The sequence below is a fragment of the Phycobacter azelaicus genome, assembly GCF_014884385.1.
GTDB lineage: Bacteria > Pseudomonadota > Alphaproteobacteria > Rhodobacterales > Rhodobacteraceae > Phycobacter > Phycobacter azelaicus.
Genome location: NZ_WKFH01000003.1, coordinates 940,098 through 962,216, shown reverse-complemented (window position 1 = coordinate 962,216; position 22,119 = coordinate 940,098). Strand labels below are relative to the sequence as shown.

The 22,119-nt window shown below is 59.9% G+C and carries 21 protein-coding genes; 10 read left to right on the top strand and 11 right to left on the bottom strand.

Annotated elements, in window-relative coordinates; genetic code table 11:
- Window positions 1–10: 10 nt before the first annotated feature.
- The 9 genes from hpf to INS80_RS05630 form a co-directional block, all read right to left on the bottom strand.
- A complete protein-coding gene (gene hpf, locus INS80_RS05670; RefSeq protein ID WP_192964702.1) occupies window positions 11–574 on the bottom strand; it encodes a ribosome hibernation-promoting factor, HPF/YfiA family in 564 nt (187 codons plus the stop codon).
- A 272-nt stretch (window positions 575–846) separates the two neighbouring features.
- The gene (gene lptB, locus INS80_RS05665; RefSeq protein ID WP_192964701.1) at window positions 847–1,608 is read right to left on the bottom strand and encodes an LPS export ABC transporter ATP-binding protein; all 762 of its coding nucleotides are present in this window, start codon (window positions 1,606–1,608) and stop codon (window positions 847–849) included.
- Window positions 1,608–2,096 (bottom strand): lipopolysaccharide transport periplasmic protein LptA, encoded by a 489-nt coding sequence (gene lptA, locus INS80_RS05660; protein WP_192967200.1) that lies wholly within the window; start codon window positions 2,094–2,096, stop codon window positions 1,608–1,610. Before lptA ends, lptB begins: the two co-directional genes overlap by 1 nt.
- A 24-nt stretch (window positions 2,097–2,120) precedes the next feature.
- On the bottom strand, window positions 2,121–2,723 hold the full coding sequence (locus tag INS80_RS05655; protein ID WP_192967199.1) for an LptA/OstA family protein: 603 nt from the start codon (window positions 2,721–2,723) through the stop codon (window positions 2,121–2,123).
- A gap of 22 nt (window positions 2,724–2,745) precedes the next feature.
- The gene (locus tag INS80_RS05650; RefSeq protein ID WP_192964700.1) at window positions 2,746–3,714 is read right to left on the bottom strand and encodes a KpsF/GutQ family sugar-phosphate isomerase; all 969 of its coding nucleotides are present in this window, start codon (window positions 3,712–3,714) and stop codon (window positions 2,746–2,748) included.
- Window positions 3,711–4,325 (bottom strand): ribonuclease D, encoded by a 615-nt coding sequence (locus tag INS80_RS05645; RefSeq protein WP_192964699.1) that lies wholly within the window; start codon window positions 4,323–4,325, stop codon window positions 3,711–3,713. The genes INS80_RS05650 and INS80_RS05645 overlap by 4 nt, the downstream gene beginning before the upstream one ends.
- Window positions 4,326–4,507: 182 nt before the next feature.
- On the bottom strand, window positions 4,508–5,209 hold the full coding sequence (locus INS80_RS05640) for a GntR family transcriptional regulator (protein WP_192964698.1): 702 nt from the start codon (window positions 5,207–5,209) through the stop codon (window positions 4,508–4,510).
- A 62-nt stretch (window positions 5,210–5,271) separates the two neighbouring features.
- The gene (gene argE, locus INS80_RS05635; RefSeq protein WP_192964696.1) at window positions 5,272–6,429 is read right to left on the bottom strand and encodes an acetylornithine deacetylase; all 1,158 of its coding nucleotides are present in this window, start codon (window positions 6,427–6,429) and stop codon (window positions 5,272–5,274) included.
- Entirely contained in the window at window positions 6,317–7,621 is a 1,305-nt protein-coding gene (locus INS80_RS05630; RefSeq protein WP_192964695.1) for a M24 family metallopeptidase, read from the bottom strand. Before INS80_RS05630 ends, argE begins: the two co-directional genes overlap by 113 nt.
- Window positions 7,622–7,882: 261 nt before the next feature.
- Here INS80_RS05630 and INS80_RS05625 point away from each other — a divergent pair, with 261 nt between their 5' ends.
- From INS80_RS05625 to INS80_RS05580, 10 genes are all read left to right on the top strand, one after another.
- The gene (locus INS80_RS05625) at window positions 7,883–8,374 is read left to right on the top strand and encodes an Lrp/AsnC family transcriptional regulator (RefSeq protein WP_192964694.1); all 492 of its coding nucleotides are present in this window, start codon (window positions 7,883–7,885) and stop codon (window positions 8,372–8,374) included.
- A gap of 85 nt (window positions 8,375–8,459) precedes the next feature.
- Window positions 8,460–9,935 (top strand): NAD-dependent succinate-semialdehyde dehydrogenase, encoded by a 1,476-nt coding sequence (locus INS80_RS05620; RefSeq protein WP_192964693.1) that lies wholly within the window; start codon window positions 8,460–8,462, stop codon window positions 9,933–9,935.
- Between the two features lie 80 nt (window positions 9,936–10,015).
- Window positions 10,016–11,389, top strand: a complete 1,374-nt coding sequence (locus INS80_RS05615; protein WP_192964692.1) for an aspartate aminotransferase family protein — start codon at window positions 10,016–10,018, stop codon at window positions 11,387–11,389.
- 314 nt (window positions 11,390–11,703) lie between these two features.
- Entirely contained in the window at window positions 11,704–12,693 is a 990-nt protein-coding gene (locus INS80_RS05610) for a TRAP transporter substrate-binding protein (RefSeq protein ID WP_192964691.1), read from the top strand.
- Window positions 12,694–12,759: 66 nt separating this feature from the next.
- Window positions 12,760–13,254, top strand: coding sequence for a TRAP transporter small permease (locus INS80_RS05605; protein ID WP_192964690.1), 495 nt, complete (start codon window positions 12,760–12,762; stop codon window positions 13,252–13,254).
- Window positions 13,254–14,525: a TRAP transporter large permease gene (locus INS80_RS05600; RefSeq protein ID WP_192964689.1), complete on the top strand. Its 1,272-nt coding sequence runs from the start codon at window positions 13,254–13,256 to the stop codon at window positions 14,523–14,525. The genes INS80_RS05605 and INS80_RS05600 overlap by 1 nt, the downstream gene beginning before the upstream one ends.
- A 5-nt stretch (window positions 14,526–14,530) precedes the next feature.
- Complete coding sequence (locus INS80_RS05595; RefSeq protein WP_192964688.1) at window positions 14,531–15,424, top strand: isocitrate lyase/PEP mutase family protein; 894 nt, start codon at window positions 14,531–14,533, stop codon at window positions 15,422–15,424.
- A gap of 85 nt (window positions 15,425–15,509) precedes the next feature.
- Window positions 15,510–17,132 (top strand): GMC family oxidoreductase, encoded by a 1,623-nt coding sequence (locus INS80_RS05590; RefSeq protein ID WP_192964687.1) that lies wholly within the window; start codon window positions 15,510–15,512, stop codon window positions 17,130–17,132.
- Between the two features lie 21 nt (window positions 17,133–17,153).
- Window positions 17,154–18,773: a long-chain-fatty-acid--CoA ligase gene (locus tag INS80_RS05585; protein WP_192964686.1), complete on the top strand. Its 1,620-nt coding sequence runs from the start codon at window positions 17,154–17,156 to the stop codon at window positions 18,771–18,773.
- Window positions 18,774–19,004: 231 nt separating this feature from the next.
- Complete coding sequence (locus tag INS80_RS05580) at window positions 19,005–19,727, top strand: flagellar motor protein MotB (RefSeq protein WP_192964685.1); 723 nt, start codon at window positions 19,005–19,007, stop codon at window positions 19,725–19,727.
- A 49-nt stretch (window positions 19,728–19,776) separates the two neighbouring features.
- Here INS80_RS05580 and istB read toward each other — a convergent pair whose 3' ends face one another.
- Window positions 19,777–20,568 carry an IS21-like element helper ATPase IstB gene (istB, locus tag INS80_RS05575; protein ID WP_050687164.1) on the bottom strand — a complete coding sequence of 264 codons (792 nt, stop codon included), beginning with the start codon at window positions 20,566–20,568 and terminating at the stop codon, window positions 19,777–19,779.
- A complete protein-coding gene (istA, locus tag INS80_RS05570; RefSeq protein WP_110732346.1) occupies window positions 20,558–22,087 on the bottom strand; it encodes an IS21 family transposase in 1,530 nt (509 codons plus the stop codon). The genes istB and istA overlap by 11 nt, the downstream gene beginning before the upstream one ends.
- Between the last annotated feature and the right edge of the window lie 32 nt (window positions 22,088–22,119).

The window sequence follows — 22,119 nt, the reverse complement described above, 5'->3', positions numbered from 1 at the left end:
GGGGTCTCCATCAGGGATCGATCCAACCGATGTTTCCATCGTCCCTGCGATAAACCACGTTCAGTCCGTCTTTGCCTTCATTGCGGAACACCAGAACGGGGGCTCCTGCCAGTTCCATCTGCATGACTGCCTCGCCAACGGACAGGGATGGGATCTTGGTTTCCATCTCGGCCACGATGATCGGCTGCAGCGTGTCAGGTTCGTTTCCGGTCTCCGCTTCGTCAGAGGCGAGGATATAGGAGCTGGCGCCGAGAAGTTCAACCGGTTCGCTGCGCTCCCGGTGATGGTCCTTGAGACGCCGCTTGTAGCGCCGCAGTTGTTTTTCCATCTTGCCGCAGCATCCATCAAAAGCGGCATAGATTTCATTTGCATGCGCTTTGGCCTGTGCGGTCAGGCCGGTCGACAGGTGTACTGTGGCTTCGCAGACATACTCATGCGCCGAGCGTGAAAATACCACGGCAGCGTCAGTGGGGCGCTCTGCATACTTCGCGACCGCAGCGCCCAGCTCTTCCTTCACATGAGTTTGCAATGCTTCGCCGATATCGATCTGTTGACCGCTGATTTTGTAACGCATGTGATCTCCTTCACAAAAAAAACACCCGCAACGCCACCGGGGCCAAGCCCGGCGAAAAACATTCAGCTGCGGATGAGGGGATTAGGCAAAACGCCCGTAAGCAAACGATCGGACCTTGTCTCCAAGGCCTGATTGCGGACTGCATCGAACTGCACATTTGCCATAACACAATTCCATGACAACTGAGAGTCAGAGTCAATGAAGAAGCGCGCCAGATGGTGAAGGAATGTAAAACCGGCGGGAAAAGGCCGAATCACTCTCAGCCATCTGGCTTAGGAAATCCGGAAGTTCTCGCCCAGATATACACGGCGGACGTTTTCGTTCTCCACCACTTCTTCCGGTGTGCCGGACATCAGCACTTGCCCATCATGCAGGATATAGGCGCGGTCCACGATTTCGAGGGTTTCGCGGACGTTGTGATCGGTGATCAAAACGCCAATTCCACGCTTCTTGAGGTCGGCGACCAGGTGCCGGATATCTCCGACTGAAATTGGGTCAACCCCGGCAAAGGGTTCATCCAGAAGAAGGTATTTCGGATTGGCAGCCAGACAGCGGGCAATTTCCACCCGGCGCCGTTCCCCGCCTGACAGAGCCAGAGCAGGCGCGCGCCGCAGGTGTTCGATCGAAAAGTCCGATAGCAGCTCTTCCAGCCGCTCTCGACGCTTGTGCTCATGCTTTTCGGCGATATCCAGAACCGCCGATATGTTGTCTTCAACCGACAGCCCGCGGAAGATGGACATCTCCTGTGGCAGGTAGCCAATCCCAAGACGCGCTCGGCGATACATCGGCAGCGTGGTGACGTTCTGACCATCAATGTTGACAGTGCCCGCTTCAGGGAAGACCAAGCCTGCAATGGCGTAGAAACTGGTTGTTTTGCCTGATCCGTTCGGCCCGAGCAGGGCCACGACCTCGCCGCGATCCAGACGCATGGTGACATCACGGATCACCACTTTCTTGCGATAGCTTTTGCGAAGACGTTCAATCCGGAGGCCCGAGGATCCTTCGGTGACTGTGAGATCAGGTCTGGCAGCCATCAGTTGCCGCCATCGGGATTGAGGATCGTCTTGACCCGCCCGGCCATATTTGCGGTGCCCGTGGTCAGGTTCACTTCCAAATGGTTCGAGGTCAGCGTGCTGTCGCCCTGATTGAGAAGGACGTTACCGGTCATGATGATTATGCCGCTGTCGATCGTGTAATCCGCACGTTCCGCCTCGGCTGCATCGGGACCGCTGACCAGCAACACATTGCCTGTTGCGGTCAATTGGTCGATACCGCGTTTGCCTGCTTCGTCGGTCTTGTAGATGACCAGTACACGATCCGCAGAAAGGCGCATGACCCCTTGGATGATCAGAACGTTGCCCGTGAACTCTGCCGAGCCATCCGCCTGGTTCACCGCGAGGGCGTCGGCCGTCACTTCAACCGGTTGTTTGGGATCGGCCTTAACCTGACCAAAGGCAATGCCACCAGTCTGGGCCAGCGAAGCCTGCGTCTGAAACGCCAAGGCGCAGACCAGGCATATCATCAAGGCGGGCAGTCTCAACACGGTCTATCTTTCTGTTTTGCTGGGATCGTATACCAGCTTGACTCTGTTTTTAAATAGCAATTGCACAGGGGCGCCTTCGCTTTCAGCACGCACCAGCATTTGCCCGGCCGTCAGAACACCCAGTGGGCCAGTCGCGCGAACCGGGCCTGGACTCTCGGCGCTGACCGCGCTGAGCGCGCTTTCCAGTTCTTCCGTTTCAACAACCAGCCCGTCCGAAGAGGTCAGTATGACGTTGCCTTTGAACAAGGCCCGGTCTTGGTCCGGGTAGACGGAGCCACTTTCAGAGGCCAGCGTCATCTGCCCACCGGTTGCCATTCTTATTTCCGCCTGCAAGTCATTAGCCGTCGCTCCGCTGCCCGAGGAACTGCCGGGACGGGCAGTGCTGGCGGTCACCATGATCTGATCGCCTTGAGAGGTGGTTCCAGAAAAGAAGGGCGCCGTGACCTGCTGGCCGCGCATCCGCTCTTCGATTTCTTTCTGGGCAAAGGGGATGACCGCCTCTGTGTCGATCCCGCGAGAAATCAGGAACAGCGTGGACAGCAGCGCCAGCGCCGTCAGGGGCAAAAGCACCTTGAGGTAGGCAACCGTACGCGAATAGCGATCCATTTGCTGCACCCCGCCGACCAGTTTATCCAAGCCCGGCGCGCAGGCAGTCGTGGATATGGAGAAGGCCCAAAGCCTCGGGGCCGCTTTGAGGGTCGACGACGAAAAGACAGGTGATCTTGCGCGCGTTCATGACAGCAACGGCCTCTTCGGCAAGAGCATCCGGCGCGATTGTCGTGGGCGCCTTGGTCATCACGTCGGCTGCGCTGTGATCCAAAAGCCCCTCCATGTGACGTCGCAGGTCACCGTCGGTGATGATCCCGACAAGGGCGCCCTCGGCCCCCGTGACGCCGACAACACCAAACCCCTTTTGGCTGATTTCAATCAGCGCATCGGACATGGGCGTACTATCCTGAACCAAAGGCAGAGCGATGCCCTCATGCATCAGATCGCGGACCTTGGACAGGCGCGCGCCCAGTTTGCCGCCGGGGTGGAAGTCGCGGAAGTTTTCCGGGCGGAAATCGCGGTATTTCATGATCGCAATGGCCAGAGCATCGCCCATGGCCAGGGTCAGCGTCGTTGAGATCGACGGCACGATGCCATAGCCGCAGGCTTCGCCCATGGCAGGGATCTGCAGATGCACATCGGCCTGTGTCATCAGCGTGCTGCCGGGCCTGCTGGACAGGCCAATCAGCGGAATATCGAACCGGCGGGTGAACAGCAGAAGGTCCGCCAGTTCCGGCGCCTCGCCCGAGTTTGAAATCGCCAGCACCACATCGCCCTTGGAGAGCATGCCGAGATCACCATGGCTGGCTTCGGCGGGATGTACGAAATGGGCGGGCGTGCCCGTGCTGGCGAGGGTGGCCGCGATCTTGCGGCCGATATGGCCGGATTTGCCAATGCCGCTGACGATCACGCGGCCCTTGGCCTCAAGGATCAGGCGCACCGCATCGGCAAAGCGATTATCGAACCCTTCGGCCAGGGCGTCCAGCGCGCGGGCTTCATCGGTGGCCACCTGCCGTGCAGTGGCGAGGAGCTGTTCTGTCTCGGTCATGAGTGGGCAAAGATATCGGTTTCGGGCCAGCCTTCCAGATCCAGGCGCGCGCGCATCGGCAGGAAGTCGAAGCAGGCTTGAGCCATTTCGGTACGTCCCTCGCGAGCCAGACGTTTGTCCAGCTCTTCACGAAGGCGGTGAAGGTACAGAACGTCAGAGGCGGCATATTCCAGCTGCGCCTCGGTCAGGGTCTTGGCGCCCCAGTCGCTCATCTGCTGCTGTTTCGAGATGTCGACGCCGATCAGTTCCTGGCAGAGGTTCCGCAAACCATGACGGTCGGTGTAGGTGCGCACCATGCGGCTTGCGATCTTGGTGCAATAGACCGGCGCGGCCAGTGCGCCAAAGGCGTGGTACATGGCAGCGATGTCAAAACGGCCAAAGTGGAAGAGTTTCAGGACTTTGGGATCCTCGAGCATCCGGCACAGGTTCGGGGCTTCGCTCTGGCCCTTTTCGATCTGCACGATATGGGCGTTTCCATCTCCGCCCGACATCTGAATTACGCAAAGCCGATCCCGATGGGGATTAAGGCCCATGGTTTCACAATCGATGGCCACGATGGGGCCTAGATCCAGCCCGTCTGGCAGATCGTTTTTGTAAAGGTGGTTGGCCAATGGAAGTATCCTTTGTCTAGGCGGCCTCGTATGCGCTGCCTTTTTGCCGAGATAAGCGCTAAAGTCAGTGAACTCAACTGTGCGCGGTGACGTGTGCGCGCCGTCTCGCCTCGTCTCACTGGACCGTATGGATGCTAATATGCGGTTTAAGCATGCCCAATTGCCTGCAGAAGGGCGCGCTTCTAGTCTGGTTCCTGCGACATGCGTGCAAAACTCATCGAGATATGGGCCTGTTGCAGCATGGCGGCAGCGGGGAGATCTCCAACCTCCAGCGCGGCCAGAACGGTGTTTAGCTCGCCATCGAAAATACGCATCTCTTCGCCAAGGTCGATCACGCTATCCGACACCGATGTGAGCCAGATCCGCGAGGTCTGGTAGTAGAGCCGCTCAGCCGTGGCACGCAGTGGCATATTGTCGGTGAGTTTCAGCGTGGCGAGAAAGAAATCGGTGATCAGTCGGGCGAACTCGCGCGGGGCAGGGGCTTTGAGTAGCGATTTGGAGCGAGCCGACAGGGCGCGGAATCCGGACAGGAGTGCCTCATCCGGGGCCACGGGCATCACGCGCCCCATCATGCCTGCAAGCTCCATGCGAAGCTGGTAGGTCTGGGCCAGCTCATCCAGGTTCACATCCGTTACGAATGTGCCGACACCATGGACAGATTGCACCAACCCCTCGTCCTCTAGCCGGGCCAGAACGCGACGCAGGGGGGTTCGACTGACGCCGAACTCCTCGGCCAGTTCGGTTTCCGATAGGCGGGTGCCGGGGGTATAGTCCAGCAGGCAGATGCGATCCCGGATTTCCCGGTGCATCAACTCGAACCGGTCACGGGCGCTATAGTCGGCGTTGTCGAGGTCCAGCGCCGTGCTTGGCGAGGATGCGGTCATGTCAGGCTCCACTTGGCTGCGCGCCTGTTTACCTCTCCTCTCTCCATCGCGCAAATGCCGGATCAGGTCAGCTTGGCGCTGAGCCCTTCCAGCAGGCCGAGGCATTGGGACAACTGATCCAGCGAGACATACTCATCCGGCTTATGTGCCTGCTCGATAGATCCCGGTCCGCATACGGCGACGTTCATGCCCAGCCCCTGAAAGATCCCCGCCTCGGTGCCAAAGGCCACCAGATCGGCGCCATTGGCTCCGGTCAGCTCCTGCAGGATCTCGCGGGCTTCGTTGTCCGTGACCGGTTCCAGCCCGTCGACCTCTCCGATCACCTCGGTCACGATGTCGGCCTCGGGGCAGACGGTGCGCATTTGGGGGAGCAGGGAGTGGGTGCACAGGCGCTCAAGGTCTTCCTTGACGAAATCGGCATCTGATTTCTGCACCGGGCGCATTTCCCAATCCACACGCGCCTTGCCGGGGATCACGTTGTGGGCATGGCCGCCCACTACTGCGCCGGTGTTTATGGTGGTCCAAGGCGGCTCAAATCGGCTGCCCTCGGGCGCGCGGGCGCGCAGGGCATCCTTCAGCTCCAACAGCCGCGCCACATAACGGGCGGCATATTCCACTGCGTTGACGCCAAGATCCGGCCCCGACCCGTGCCCCTCCAGTCCGGTGAAATGGGTGGAATATTCGTAGCATCCCTTGTGGCCTTCGATGATGCGCATCATCGTCGGTTCGCCCACGATGCAAACTGACGGGCGGATATCACGTTCTTTCAGTGACCGGGCTAGGGCTTGCGCGCCGAAACATCCGACCTCCTCATCATAGGTGAAGGCAAAGTGGATCGGGCGCGAGGGGTTCAGGGTCGCATAATGAGGTGCCATCGCCGTCGCCGCGGCGATGAAGCCTTTCATGTCGCAGGCGCCGCGTCCGAACAGCTTGCCGTCCCGCTCTACCATCTGAAAGGGATCGCTGGACCAGTCCTGATCTGTCACCGGCACCACGTCGGAATGGCCCGACAGCACGATGCCACCGTCCCGGTCCGGCCCGATAGTGGCGAACAGGTTCGCCTTGCTGCCAGTCTCATCCGTCCAGATATGAACCGTTGCGCCTGCGCTATCCAGCCGGTCCGCCAACAACGACATCAACGTCAGGTTGCTGCTCGCGGAGACGGTCGGTAACGCGATGAGTTCGCCCAGTAAATCCGTCGTTCGGGGCAGGAAGGTCATTCAGAACCTCGTCTTTCACAAAGAGTTTGCGCTCCACGTTGCACAGCGCCTCGGCGGGTCCGCTCTCGTGGATCAGGATCGTTTCAGTTGTCTCAAGGCCCCAGCTGTCCATCCAGAGGGCCGGCATGAAGTGGAAGGTCATGCCGGGCTCCAGAACGGTTTCATCGGTGTCGCGCAGGGAAATCGTCCGCTCGCCCCAGTCCGGCGGATAGCTGAGGCCGATCGGGTAGCCGCAGCGCCCGTTGCGATCGATCCCGGCCTTTTTCAGCGCGCCATTGAGGGCATTGGCAATGTCGCAGGCGCGGTTCCCCGCCTTCGCGGCTTCGATCCCCGCCTCGATCCCTTCGTTCAACGCTTCGGAGGCATCGAGCATTTCCTGCGGCGGCTTGCCCAAGTGCACGGTCCGGCAAAGCGGTGCGTGATAGCGACGGTAGCAGCCCGAGAGCTCAAAGAAGGTCGCCTCGCCCGTTTGCATCGGGCGCCCGTCCCATGTGAGGTGCGCTGCGGTTGCATCAAGTCCCGAAGGTGTCAGCGGCACGATGGCAGGATAATCGCCCCAGTCATCACCCACGCCATAGGTGCCGGCCTGCAGGATATCGCCCACCAGCTCGTTCTTGCGCAGGCCGGGGCGGGCGCGTTCGATTGCCAGATTGACGATGTGTTCGCTGATGCGGGCGGCGCGGCGGATGAACATCAGCTCTTCATCCGATTTCACCGTGCGCTGCCAATTCACCAGGGCAGTGGCATCCACAAGGGTTGCGTTCGGCAGGTTCCGCGCCAGTTCTGCGTGGGCCTTGGCCGAGTAGTAGTAATTCTCCATCTCTACACCGACCCGCGCGCTGCCGTAGCCCAGCCGGGTCAGATGGGCTGCCAGATCCTCCATCGGGTGGCATGTGGTAGACTGAATATAGCGGTCATCATAGCCGATGACGCTTTTCTCTTCCATCCAGACGGTGCGCAGGGCGCCAAAGGCATCCATTGTGCGCCCCCACCAGATCGGATCACCGTCCAGCCCCAGGATCACGCCCTGATGCACGTAGAAGGACCATCCGTCATACCCGGTCAGCCAGGCCTGGTTTGAGGGGTCTGTTACAAACAGAACTTCGATCCCGGCAGCCTCCATGGCCTTGCGGGTCTTGGTGATGCGGCGGACGTATTCGCCGTGCGAAAAAGGGGCGTGTTCCAGTGGCATGGCGACCTCGGTCAGATGTTGGGGGTGCGGGCGATAGAGCCTCTTCGTTCTGTGTAGTTGAGTACATCGTGCAGTTCAGGCCTGTTCGCGGCAAAGGAAATGTCAAAAAACGACACGAAATACCGAGTTTGATCGCAATTTCAGCAGGGCGCGCGATATTGTTGTGCACAACAGGTGGCATTTTGACGTGTTTGAAAATTGAGCGCATGTGTTTCGCTGGCGGCTTTTCCAATCTCGGGGGCCGTGCTACAGCCCTTTGTCATGTTACGTCTTGATGACCGGGATATCGCAATCCTGCGCGTGCTGACGCAGGAGGGGCGCATCACCAAAGCGGCTTTGGCCGACCGTATCGGCCTGTCCGCGACCCCCTGCTGGGACCGGCTGCGCAAGCTTGAAAAGGCAGGTCTGATCGAGGGGTACGGCGCGCGTATCAACCTGCGCAAAGTTGCCCCTCATATAATAGTGTTTGTTGCGGCGGAGATCGCGGATCACACGGCGGCCCGGTTTCAGGCATTTGAACAGGCCGTTCAGACTTATGATGAGGTCACTGCCTGCTGGGCGCTTGGGGGTGGGTTCGACTACCTTTTACAGATCGTGACATGTGACATCGACGCCTATCAGCGACTGATCGATTCCATGCTGGACGCTCGCATCGGGCTTTCGCGCTATTTCACCTATATCGTTACCAAACCGGTGAAGGGGCCGGGCGCGCCGCCGCTGGATCTTCTGCTTGGACAGGGAGAGAGCAGATGAATCCTCTGCGACTGAGGTGAAGTTCGGTCTCGAATTCTGATCGCGACAAGGGATTGTCCTTCTGACGTTCAATGGAGGATGTGCCATGGCCGAAACCGCCCTTTCCGCCCGCAGCGATATTGCAGACAAGAGACTGGTGCGCTCTTTCTCTTATGTGAATGGCCGCTGGACCGCTGCCGTAGATGGCAGCACATTTGCTGTCGCCGATCCGTCCAATGGCGCGGCGGTCGGTCATGTTGCCAGCCTGTCGGCAGAGGAATCCTCTGTTGCGGTGGATGCCGCACAGGCGGCGTTCGATGAATGGGCCGGATTGCTGCCGCAGGAGCGGGCGAGCATCCTGCGGCGCTGGGGCCAGCTGCAACTGGACCACAAGGAGGATCTTGCCCGCATCATGGTGCTGGAACAGGGCAAACCCCTGTCCGAAGCGCGCGGCGAGATCGAATACGGCACGGGCTTTGTGGAGTTCTATGCCGAAGAGGCCAAGCGCCCTAACATCGAAGGGGTGACCAGCCATCTGCCCGATGCCGAGGTTGAACTCTGGCGCGAACCCGTGGGCGTTGTGGCCCTCATCACTCCGTGGAACTTTCCTTCTGCGATGCTGACCCGCAAGGCAGCCGCGGCGCTGGCGGCGGGCTGCACCGTTGTTGCGCATCCTTCGGCTGAAACACCTTTTAGCGCTCTGGCGCTTGCTGAACTGGCCGAACGCGCCGGTGTACCTGCCGGGGTGTTCAACGTGGTGACGGGCGATGCGCCCACTGTCGTCAAGCCCTGGACCGAAGATACCCGCGTGCGCGCCCTGTCATTCACAGGCTCTACGGAGGTGGGCAAGCTTCTCTACCGGCAGAGTGCCGATACGGTGAAGCGTCTGGTGATGGAACTGGGCGGCCACGCGCCGGTGATCGTCTTTGATGATGCGGACCTGGATCAGGCGGTGGAAGAGACGATGAAGGCAAAATTCGCCACCTCCGGGCAGGATTGCCTTGGGGCAAACCGGATCTTCGTGCAGCGCGGCATCTATGACGCCTTCTGCGAGCGATTGACTGCGGCGACCAAGGCGCTGAGCGTCGGGGCGGGGATGGACGATCCTGACATCGGCCCCCTTATGCACGCGCGGGCGGTAGCAAAACAGGAAGAGCATGTTCAGGATGCAGTTGCAAAGGGTGCGAAACTGGCCTGTGGGGGCGCGGTTCATCCCATGGGGCCGCTATTCTACCAGCCGACAGTGCTAACCGATGTGCCAGCAAATGCCCGCATCATGTATGAAGAGACCTTTGGTCCGGTGGCGCCGATTACACCTTTTGATACGGAAGAGGAAATCACTGCCCGCGCCAACGAGACGGAATACGGCCTTGTTGCCTATATCCATACCCAGGATCCACGCCGCATCTACCGACTGTCGCGGGCCTTGCAATTTGGCATGGTGGCCGTGAACCGGACCAAGGTGACGGGCGCGCCAATCCCCTTTGGCGGGGCCAAGCAGTCTGGCCTCGGGCGTGAGGGGGCACGCCTCGGGATGGAGGAGTTCACGGAGGTCAAATACATCTGCCGCGACTGGGCCTGAGCTTTGCTGTCGCAGGCATTCGAAGCAAAATCGAATACATCCGGTCGCAGTATGCGCCGGAAACCAAAGAAGGACAAATCATGCTGAAGAACGATCAACTGGACCAGTGGGACCGTGACAATTTCTTTCACCCCTCCACGCATCTGGCACAGCATGCACGCGGAGAAAGCGCTACCCGCGTGATCAAGACCGCAAGCGGCGTTCACATCGAGGATCGCGACGGCACCAGGCTGCTGGATGCCTTTGCCGGGCTTTACTGCGTGAACGTGGGCTATGGCCGCCAGGAGATCGCCGAGGCGATTGCAGATCAGGCGCGGGAACTGGCCTATTACCACTCTTACGTTGGCCATGGCACCGAGGTCTCGATCACCCTGTCGAAGATGATCCTCGACCGGGCGCCGGCCAATATGTCCAAGGTCTATTTCGGCCTTGGTGGCTCGGACGCCAATGAAACCAACGTCAAGCTGATCTGGTATTACAACAACATCCTGGGACGACCCGAGAAGAAGAAGATCATCTCGCGCTGGCGCGGCTATCATGGCTCGGGGCTGGTGACGGGGTCGTTGACGGGTCTTGAGCTGTTTCACAAGAAGTTCGATCTGCCGTTGGCGCAGGTGGTGCACACAGATGCGCCCTATTACTTCCGCCGCGAAGACCAGAGCCAGACCGAAGAGCAGTTCGTGGCGCATTGTGTCGCCGAATTGGAGGCGCTGATCGAGCGTGAAGGTGCGGACACCATTGCAGCCTTTATCGGTGAGCCGGTTCTGGGAACGGGGGGCATTGTACCGCCTCCGGCAGGCTATTGGCGGGCGATCCAGGCCGTGCTGAAGAAACACGACATCCTGTTGGTGGCCGATGAGGTGGTCACGGGGTTTGGGCGCCTTGGCACCATGTTCGGCAGCGATCACTACGGGATCAAGGCGGATATCATCACCATCGCCAAGGGGTTGACCTCGGCTTATGCGCCGCTGTCCGGTTCGATCGTTTCCGACCAGGTTTGGAAGGTGCTCGAGCAGGGCACCGATGAGAACGGGCCTATCGGCCACGGGTGGACCTATTCGGCACACCCTATTGGTGCGGCTGCAGGTGTTGCCAACCTCAAGCTGATTGACGCGTTGAACCTTGTGGAGAACGCAGGCAGCGTGGGCGCCTATCTGAACCAGGCGATGAAGGATGCGCTGGGCGATCATCCCCATGTGGGTGACATCCGGGGCGAAGGCATGCTGTGTGCGGTGGAATTCGTGAAAGACCGCGATAGCCGCAGCTTCTATGACGCGACTGACAAGATAGGCCCACAGATCGCGGCCAAGCTTTTGGAGCAGGATAAGGTGATTGCCCGCGCCATGCCGCAGGGTGACATCTTAGGTTTTGCGCCGCCCTTCTGCCTGAGCCGCGACGAGGCCGACACCGTGGTTGCTGCGACGGCGCGCGCGGTAAGGGCTGTGTTGGGCTAAGAGCCAAGGGGGCTCTCCCGCCTGGATCGGACATCCGCCGGATGATCCTCTCCCGTTGGGCCAAACGCCGCGCCTTTGGCGCGGCGTTTGGCGACCTGCGGGCAGTTTGCCCTCACTTTTTGCCCGGATTCTGCTGTGAGAGCGGCGAGAGGAGGTTGAATTTCAAAATTTATTTCACTGGCCCCATTGTTCCAAATTATTGAATTTAATGCAAAATTGAGGGTTCGAATATCGCACCTAAAACGCTTACGCCATTTTCCTTGACCAAGGGTAAGCCCTTGATGGAACATCATTTTATTAAGGGAGGAAAATTCATGAAACTGACTTCGACGCTGACTGGCGCCGCCCTGGCGCTGTGCACTGCAATGCCCGCCTTTGCTGCCGATGTGACTGCGCGCATCTCTTTGCAACTGCCGCTTAAAAGCCACCTTGGGCAGAACCTTTTGATGTTCAAGGAAGAGGTGGAGAAAGCCTCGGGCGGGGACATCGCGGTTGAGATCTATGACTCGGCGCAGCTTTACAAGGATAAGGAAGTGCCCTCTGCCGTGGGATCCGGTGCAATCGAGATGGGCGTGGCCTCGTTGACCCGCTATGTGGGTGACATCCCGGCGGTGGATGTGTTCTACATGCCGTTCCTGTTCAACTCCGAAGACAAAGTGCGCAAGGCGGTCGAACCCGGCAGCCCGGTGCGCGGCCCCATCGATGCTGCGATTGCCGACACCGGGGCAACGGTGCTGTGGTGGCAGGCCTATGGCGGCGCGATCATGCTGTCGCAGGGCGGTCCGGTGAAGACACCCACCGATATGGAGGGCAAGAAGGCGCGTGTCTTCGGCAAGACGCTGGGCGATTTCGTGACCGCAACCGGCGGCGCGCCGACGCTGATCTCGGGGTCCGAGCAGTATCTGGCCTATCAGCGCGGCACCGTGGATATCGGTATGACCGGCGTTTCGGGCGTGAAATCGCGTAAACTGTGGGAAGTCATGGACACGATCACCGTCACCAACCACGCTGATATCGAATTCATCGTGGTGGCCAACACCGACTGGTGGAATGGTCTGTCGCCCGAACACCAAAAGATCATGGCGGATGCCGCGCGCAAGGCCGAGATCTCGGTGCGGGACGAGATGTCCGCGATCGAGGCTGCGGCCTATGCCGAGGCTGAAAAGGCGGGCATGACCATCTACATGCCCACGGATGAAGAAATCGCCGCTTGGAAGGCAGCCGCGGCCCCTGTTTATGACGGCTTCCGCGCCAAGGCCGGAGAGCTGGGTGCGCAGATCCTGTCTGCTGCCGAAAGCTTCTGAACCTGACCATCCCGGACCAGCCCTCGCCATCGTGGGCTGGTCCGCTTCTATTCTTCGGGACATTCCATGGACGTATTTGCCAGGTTCGTGACCGCGCTGGCCCTTGTGGCGGCGGTCCTATTCGTTCTTGCCGGGATCATGCTCACCTACGAGGTGCTGGCCCGCTATTTCTTTGTGCGGCCCACCATCTGGGCGGCAGAGCTGAGCCAGTTCTGCCTGATCTGGGGATCGCTCATTGCCGCGCCTTGGTGTCTGAGAGAGCGGCGCCATATCCGTATCACCGCCGTGATCGCAAACCTGCCAAGGGGGCCAAGGCTGGCGGCGGATGTCTTCGCCATGGCTGCGGTCGCGGTCTTCTCGGCCATCGTTCTGGTCTACGGCTATGAGATTTTCCATGACAGTTTTGTTCGAGGCCGCACCACAGGCACCATGCTGGATATGCCCATGTGGTACGTGGAACTGTCACTGCCCTTCGGGTTTGCAATCCTGCTGATCCAGGCGGTGATCGAAACAGTTCGCGCTTTGCAGGGGCAAATCGTGGCTGAAGGAGAGCACGACTGATGACTGTTTTCCTTATTCTTCTGGCGCTTTTCGGCCTTCTGCTGATCGGTGTCCCGGTGGCCTTTGCCCTTGGTGGGCTTGGCTTGTCGCTGCTGATCTTTGGCGGCTTCTCCCCGCTGATGGCGCCGCAGGCGGTGCTGTCCACCTTGGACGGGTTCATCCTTCTGGCGGTGCCACTGTTCCTTCTGATGTCGAATGTGCTGCTTAAAGGCGGCGTTGGCCGCGACCTATATGCCGCCGTGCAGGCCTGGGTGGGGCATTGGCCCGGCGGGCTTGCGGTGGCGACGGTAATTTCCTGCGGTCTGTTCGCGGCGATTTCCGGATCCTCTGTGGCGACGGCCGCCACCATTGGCACCGTCGCCATCCCGGAAATGATCAACCGCGGCTACGAGCGGCGCTTCGTTTACGGGCTGCTGGCGGCGGGCGGCACGCTGGGTATTCTGATCCCGCCCTCGATACCGATGATCGTCTACGGCTTTGTGACCGAGGAATCGGTGATTGCGCTGTTCCTTGCGGGGGTTGGCCCCGGTCTGGCGCTCTTGGTGCTCTTTTCCGGCTATTCGATGATCTATGCCTCGATGAAGGGCATGGGCCGAAGTGAAAAAGCCAGCGGCGCCGAGCGCCGCGCGGCTACCTTACGCGCACTGCCCTCAATGGCGCTTGCGGCTGTTGTGGTGGCCGGCATCTATTCCGGTGCCTTCACCCCGACCGAGGCCGCCGCCATCGGCTTTGCCTTTGCTGTTGTCATCACCGCGTTCATCCTGCGCACCCTGACCTGGAAGGCCTTCTGGGAGGCGGCGATGGACAGTATGGCCACCACCGTTGCCATCCTGCTGATCATCGCGGGCGCGAAGGTCTTTGGCAAGGCAATCACTCTTTACCGCATTCCGCAGGACATAAGCGCCTTTATCTCGGAGGCCGTTTCCAGCCCGGTGATGTTCGTTCTGCTGGTGGCTGCGATCCTCGTGGTCATGGGGCTTGTGCTTGAGGCGCTGTCGATGGTGCTGATCATGACACCGGTGCTGCTGCCTGCGGCCATGGGCCTTGGGTTCGATCCGATCTGGTTCGGTGTCTTCATGGTGATCATGGTCGAGGCGGCCCTGATCACCCCGCCCGTGGGGTTGAACCTCTACGTGATCCAGGCGGTGGCCCGCGCAACCCTCGGGGACGTGGCACGGGGAGCGATCCCTTTCCTTGTGCTGATGTTCCTCTGCGCAGCCCTTCTCTATCTCGTGCCTGACCTCGCCCTTTATATTCCCTTCAAACTGTGAGCGATATGACGACCCCTGCTGACACCCTCCGCGCCCTTCTGGCGCAGTCCCGCCTGCACACCATGCCCTGCGCCTATGATGCGCTCTCGGCCAAGCTGATTGAGCAGGCCGGGTTCGACCTGACCTTCATGACCGGTTTCGGCGCCTCTGCCTCGCGGATCGGAGCGCCCGATCTGGGCCTGATGAGCTATGGCGAGGTGCTGGATCAGGCCCGCAATATCGCGGGTGCCATCACCATGCCGCTGATTGCCGATGGCGACACCGGCTATGGCAATGCGATGAATGTGCGCCGCACGGTACAGGGCATGGCAAATGCTGGCTGCGCCGCCGTGATGATCGAGGACCAGCTGGCGCCCAAACGCTGCGGCCATACGCCGGGCAAGGCCGTGGTGGGCCGGGAGGAAGCCTACGACCGCATCCGCGCCGCCGTCGATGCCCGCAATGAAGGTCAGGACATTCTGATCCTGGCGCGCACCGATGCCCGCCACGATCACGGGCTGGGCGAGGCTTTGACCCGCGCACAGAAGTTCCGCGAGCTGGGCGCCGACATCATCTTTGTTGAGGCACCCCGCTCCGAGGCGGAGATGCGCGAGGTCTGCTCCGCGACGGATGCGCCAAATATGGCCAATATCGTCGAAGGTGGTGAAACCCCCGACCTGCCGCCCGAGGCGCTGGAGGAGATCGGCTATCGCATAGCCGCCTATCCGCTGTCGCTGATGGCCTCGGCCATGCAGGCGATGGTGCAGACGCTGGCCGAGATGAAAGCAGGCCAGCCGCGCAGCAACCTGATGGGATTCATGGATCTGCGTCGGCGCATCGGGTTTGACGACTACTATGAGGCCTCAGAGCGCTATGCCACCTCGGCGCGCCCTGTGACAGGGGCAAAGGAAGACGGCTAGGATCGTCCTTACGTAGAGAAAAGATGGACAGGCTGCCCCTTCCCGAGTTCACTTTGAATCAAATGCAACCTTGGGAGGGGAAGCGATGCAATTTGATTATGTGATTGTTGGGGGGGGATCTGGAGGCTCGACGCTGGCCTCAAGGCTCAGCGAGGATCCGAATATCAGCGTTTGCCTGCTGGAGGCCGGCGGACGCGGTGACAGCATCCTGGTGCGCGCGCCTGCGGCGGTGGTGGCGATGCTGCCGGGGCGGCCAAAGATCAACAACTGGGCCTTCGAGACTGTACCACAACCGGGCCTGAATGGGCGCAAAGGTTACCAGCCGCGCGGCAAGGCACTGGGCGGCTCCAGTGCGATCAATGCCATGCTCTATATACGCGGTCATGCAGGGGATTATGACGAATGGGCGTCGCTCGGCTGTCCCGGCTGGGGTTGGCAGGATGTGTTGCCCTATTTCCAGCGCGCCGAAAATAACGAGCGCGGCGAAGATGAGGCCCATGGGAGCGATGGCCCTTTGCAGGTCAGCAACCAGAAATCCCCGCGCCCGATCACACGCGCCTTTGTCGAGGCCGGGAAGGCGCTGCAGATCCGCGAGGTTGAGGATTTCAACGCGGGCGACAACGAGGGGATCGGCCTTTATCAGGTGACGCAGTTCCATGAGGAGGCCAAAAACGGGGAACGTTGCTCGGCCGCCGCCGCCTATCTGCATCCGGTGATGGAGCGCAGCAACCTCACCGTGATTACCGGCGCTCATGCCACCAAGGTTCTCTTTCAGGGCAAGCGGGCTACCGGCGTGGCCTATCGCAAGGGAAGCCAGAATGAGACGGTCAATGCGCGGCGTGAGGTGATCCTCTGCGGTGGCGCCTTCAACTCGCCGCAACTTTTGCAGCTGTCGGGTGTTGGAAGGCCCGAGGATATCACGCCGCATGGCATTGGCATGGTGCATGAGCTGCCGGGTGTCGGGCAGAACCTGCAGGACCACCTTGATTTCACCCTCGCCTACAAAAGCAAGGATCGGGACAATTTCGGGATCTCGCTGCCCGGCAGCGTCAATCTGCTGAAACACATCAATGACTGGCGCAAGAGAGGCGAGGGCATGCTGGCTACGCCGTTTGCGGAGGGGGCAGCGTTCCTAAAAACCGACCCGACGCTGGATCGCGCTGATGTGCAGCTGCATTTCGTTATCTCAATCGTCGACGATCACGCGCGCAAGCTGCATATGGGGCATGGGTTCAGCTGCCATGTCTGCGTGCTGCGCCCAAAATCACGTGGATCGGTGGGACTCACCTCCGCCGACCCGATGGCGCCGCCCCGGATCGATCCGCAATTCCTGTCGGATCCCGAGGATCTGGCGGTAATGATCAAGGGCATCCGCAAGACGCGGCAGATCATGGAGACGCCTCCCTTGCAGGGCTACATCCACAAAGAGCTGTTCATCGAAGGAGAACCGGATGACGCAGCGTTGGAGCAGCACATCCGCGCCCGGTCGGATACGATCTATCATCCGGTGGGAACCTGCAGGATGGGGCAGGACGAGATGGCGGTCGTCGATCCGGAACTGAAAGTACGCGGCATGGAGGGGCTGCGCGTTGTGGATGCTTCGATCATGCCTCGGCTGATCGGCGGCAATACCAACGCCCCGACCATCATGATCGCGGAAAAAGCCGCGGATATGATCCGCAACCGGGCGGCCCTGGCCGCCGAGTGAAATTTGGAGGAGCAAAGCGATATGCTTGGCAAGATGATGCACAAACCGCTGACGATCAGCTCACTGATCGAACATGCGGGCCGCTACCACGGCAACACCACCGTGACCTCGGTAGAGACCTCGGGCGAGGTGGTGCATTCCAACTGGGGTGAGATCGAGGCGAATGCCCGCAAACTCTCGGCCGCGCTGAAACGCCTTGGCATCAAGGAAGGGGAGCGCTGCGGCACCATAGCATGGAACAACCGCCGCCATCTTGAGATCTACTTTGGCGTCGCTGGTGGCGGCATGATCTGTCATACGATCAATCCGCGCCTGAAGCCGGAGCAGCTGATCTACATCATCAATCACGCTGACGATCAGGTGCTGTTCATCGATGCGACCTTCGTGCCTGCGGTGGGTAAGCTGAAAGAGCATCTGACCACGCTCAAGCACGTCATCCTGATGGGGCCCCGCGATGAGGCCGCCGCCGAGGCGGTGCCGGGCATCCTGTTCTACGATGAGCTGCTGGCTGCCGAAAGCGATGACAATACCTGGCCCGAGCTGGACGAAAACACGCCCTCCAGCCTGTGCTATACCTCTGGCACGACCGGAAATCCCAAGGGGGTGCAATACACGCACCGCACCACCGTGCTGCACTCGCTGGGTGGCAACCAGCCGGACGGGCTGGCGATCTCGGCCCGCGATACGGTGATGGCGGTGGTTCCGATGTTCCACGTCAATGCCTGGGGGGTTCCCTATATTACAGCGGCTGTGGGCGCGAAACTGGTGCTGCCGGGGCCGAACCTGGACGGCGAAAGCCTGGTCAAGCTGATCGACGGCGAGCGCGTCAGCCTGGCGTTGGGCGTGCCGACGATCTGGATGGGCCTGCTGCAAGCGCTTGAGAAAACCGGCAGCAAGGCCGAAAGCCTGAAGCGCACTGTTGTTGGCGGGTCTGCCCTACCGACGGTGATGATCCCCACCTTCCGCGACAAATATGGCGTCGAGCTGATCCACGCCTGGGGCATGACCGAAACCAGCCCGCTTGGCACCCTCAACAACCTGCTGCAAAAGCACGACGACCTGAGCGTCGAAGAGCAGGGGAAGATCCGCGAAGGGCAGGGGCGTCCGCCTTATGGCGTTGAGCTACGTATCGTGGATGACAAAGGCCAGCGCCTGCCGGAAGACGGCAAAACCCAGGGAGAGTTGCAGATCCGCGGGCACTGGATCATTGATACCTACTTTGGTCACGACACCAGCGCCCTGACCGAAGATGGCTGGTTCGACACCGGCGATGTCGCCACCATTGATGAAGATGGCTATATGATCATCCGTGATCGCTCCAAGGACATTATCAAATCTGGCGGGGAGTGGATCTCGACCGTGGAGCTGGAAGACATCGCCATGTCGCATCCCAAAATCGCCCAGGCCGCTGCCATAGCAGCGCGTCATCCGAAATGGGATGAGCGACCGGTGGTAATCGCGGTGCGTAGCGACGACAGCCTCAGCGAGGAAGAGCTGCTGGCCCATTATGATGGAAAGGTGGCCAGCTGGCAGATCCCCGACAAAGTGGTCTTCACGGATGACCTGCCCCTTGGCGGCACTGGAAAGGTTCTCAAGAACAAGCTGCGCGAATCGTTCGGCGATGTCCTTTTGAACGTTTGATGCAGCCTTTTGATCCCGCCATTTGTGTGGCGGGATCCCCTCTCTGCCACATTCGTGACACAGGGTTGACATCAGGTTGACGCATGGCCGACGCGATTTGCCTCTTAAGAACATATTTATGTCTATAAATCATTTGTTTAGAGGTCTTAACAGTCGCTAATTTTAGCTGTTAAGGCCCGCTTAACGAACCGCCTGATACCCCAGTTGTGGGTGAAAAAAGTGGTGGTTGATATGAGCGCTCAAGGCAACGCAGCTCCGATTATTATCAAGAAGAAAAAGTCTGGTGGTGGAGATGGCCACCATGGCGGCGCATGGAAAGTGGCCTATGCCGACTTCGTGACCGCGATGATGGCTTTCTTCCTTCTCATGTGGCTGCTGAACGCCACAACCGAAAAACAGCGAAAAGGTTTGGCGGATTACTTCTCGCCCTCCATCCCGCTGAGCCGTGTTTCGGGCGGTGGTAATGGCGCCTTCAGTGGCGACAGCATGTTCACCGAGGACATCAAACCGCAAAGCGGAACAGGTGCCACGGATCAGAATCCGATGAATGCAAGGCAGGCTCAAGGGGAAACCGGAGTCGTCAGCGAGGATGAGCGAGCAGCCCAGGAAGAGATTTTCCGCGTCATCGAAGAGGAACTGCGCGGTCGGGGCGGTGAAAGCATGGTGGCGACCGATCTGGCCCGCCACATCGTGACGCGTGTTTCTGACGAGGGTCTGATCATCGAGCTGTTCGATACCGAAGACGCGCCTCTTTTTGTCGATGGTACGGCAGAGCCGACCCCTTTGTTTCGTGATCTGACCCGCATGGTCGCGCGAGTAAGCGGCACAGTTTCCAATGGCATTGCAATCGGTGGCCACACCCGTTCGCAGCCGCTCGTCTTGGCCAAGAACCCTGTTTGGCAACTGTCCCATTCACGGGCGGATGCAACACTGTTGATTGTCACTGAGAACTGACCCGGTATTTTCACCGAGATTTGACCCACCCTCAGTTATGCGTCGTGGTTTATGACGCGGTCAATGTTTTGGCCTCCTTTCGTGTTTTTTTTGCAGCCTCAGCGCTGGCCTTGAAGCGGTAGCTGTCGTTTCCGGTTTCGAGGATGTGGCAGCGGTGAGTCAGCCTATCGAGGAGCGCGGTTGTCATCTTTGCATCCCCGAAGACCTGCGCCCATTCTGAGAAGCTGAGGTTTGTGGTGATGATGACGCTGGTGCGCTCGTAGAGCTTGCTGAGCAGATGGAAGAGCAGCGCCCCGCCAGATGAACTGAACGGCAGGTAGCCGAGTTCGTCCAAGATGACCAAGTCGACCTTCGTCAGCATCTCAGCCAGTTTCCCTGCCTTACCAAGCGCCTTCTCCTGCTCCAGCGCGTTGACCAATTCCACGGTCGAGAAGAAGCGCACCTTACGCCGGTGATGTTCGATGGCTTGGACGCCGATTGCTGTGGCTGTGTGGCTCTTGCCCGTTCCGGGACCGCCGATCAAAACGACATTCTCGGCCGCTTCGATAAACTCGCATCGGTGTAGCTGCCGCACTGTCGCTTCGTTGATCTCACTCGATGCAAAGTCGAAGCCCGTCAGATCCTTGTATGCGGGGAAGCGGGCGACCTTCGTGTGGTAGGCGATGGACCGTACCTCGCGTTCGGCGATCTCGGCCTTGAGCAGCTGTGACAGCATTGGTGTGGCAGCTTCGAACGCTGGCGCGCCCTGGGCGACCAAGTCTTCAATCGCATTTGCCATGCCATAGAGCTTAAGACTGCGCAGCATGATGACGATAGAGGCTCCTGCTGGGTCATGACGCATGGCGCTTCTCCTCAGTCTGTCGCAACCCGTCATAGCGACCGACGTTGGCCACTGGCGTTGTCTGCAATGCCAGTGCGTCCGGCGGATCGACCTCGGGGTGATCTGTCGGTCTGCGGTCGATCAATCGATGCAACAGGTTCAGGATGTGCGTCTTGGTGGGGACGCCTGCTTCAAGTGCCAGCTCCACTGCACACAAAACGTCCTCTTCGTTGTGCTGAAGGACCAAAGACAGAATGTCGACCATCTCTCGGTCACCGCCTTCTTTACGCAGCATGTGATCCTGCAATTGACGGAAGGCATCCGGCATCTCCGTGAACGGCGCACCATTCCGAAGTGCGCCCGGTTTGCGTTGGATAACAGCGAGATAGTGGCGCCAGTCATAGATGACCTTGCCGGGCTTGCGATGAGACCGCTCGATGATCCGCGCATGCTTGCAAACCGTTTGCCCTTCAGCGACCACGATCAGCCGTTCGGGATAGACATGCAAACTGACACGGCGGTTCGCAAAGCTGGCGGGAACGCTGTAGCGATTGCGTTCGAAAGTGATCAGGCATGTGGGTGACACACGCTTACTGTGTTCGATAAAGCCATCGAATGCCGGCGGCAGTGCCATCAGCGTAGGCTTCTCGGCCTCCCACACGTCAGCGATGGACCCCGGCAAAGCCTTGTGCGGCGTCTCTGTCCAAAGGGCGATACAGCGATCTTCAAGCCATTGGTTCAGCTCTGCCAGATCGGCGCAGACCGGCATGACCTGCCACATGCGGTTGCGCGCATCCTGCACGTTCTTCTCAACCTGGCCTTTCTCCCAACCGGCCGCCGGATTGCAGAACTCGGGCTCAAACACGTAGTGGCTGGCCATAGCCTTGAAGCGTGCATTGACGTCCCGCTGCTTGCCTTTGCCCACACGATCAACGGCGGTCTTCATATTGTCATAGATCCCGCGACCAGGCACACCGCCGAACACGCGGAATGCATGCCAGTGGGCGTCAAACAGCATCTCGTGCGTTTGCAGCGGGTAGGCCCGCACCAAGAAAGCGCGGCTGTGCGATAGCTTGATATGAGCGACCTGAAGTTTGACGCGCTCACCGCCGATGTTGGCCCAGTCCTCGCTCCAATCGAATTGGAAGGCTTCGCCGGGCGCGAACACCAAAGGCACGTAGGTGCCGCGCCCCGTCGTCTGTTCCGCTCGATGCCGATCTTCACGCCATGCCCGGGCGAAAGCTGCCACGCGTTCATAGGAACCATTATATCCCAGCTTCACAAGATCAGCATGCATTTGCTTCACTGTCCGCCGCTCTTTGCGTGACTTCCGCGTCTGGATTAAAAGCCAGGCTGACAGCCGATCCGCGTAGGGGTCCAGCTTGCTTGGACGCTTGGGCGTCTTGAACTGCGGTTCCACCGCACCTTCACGCAGATACTTCTTGATCGTGTTCCGAGACAAACCCGTCCGCCGGGCAATCTCCCTGATTGGCATTTTGTCACGCAATGCCCAGCGTCGAATGACACTCAAAAATCCCATGTCGATCACTCCTAATCCCCCCAACCAAAACC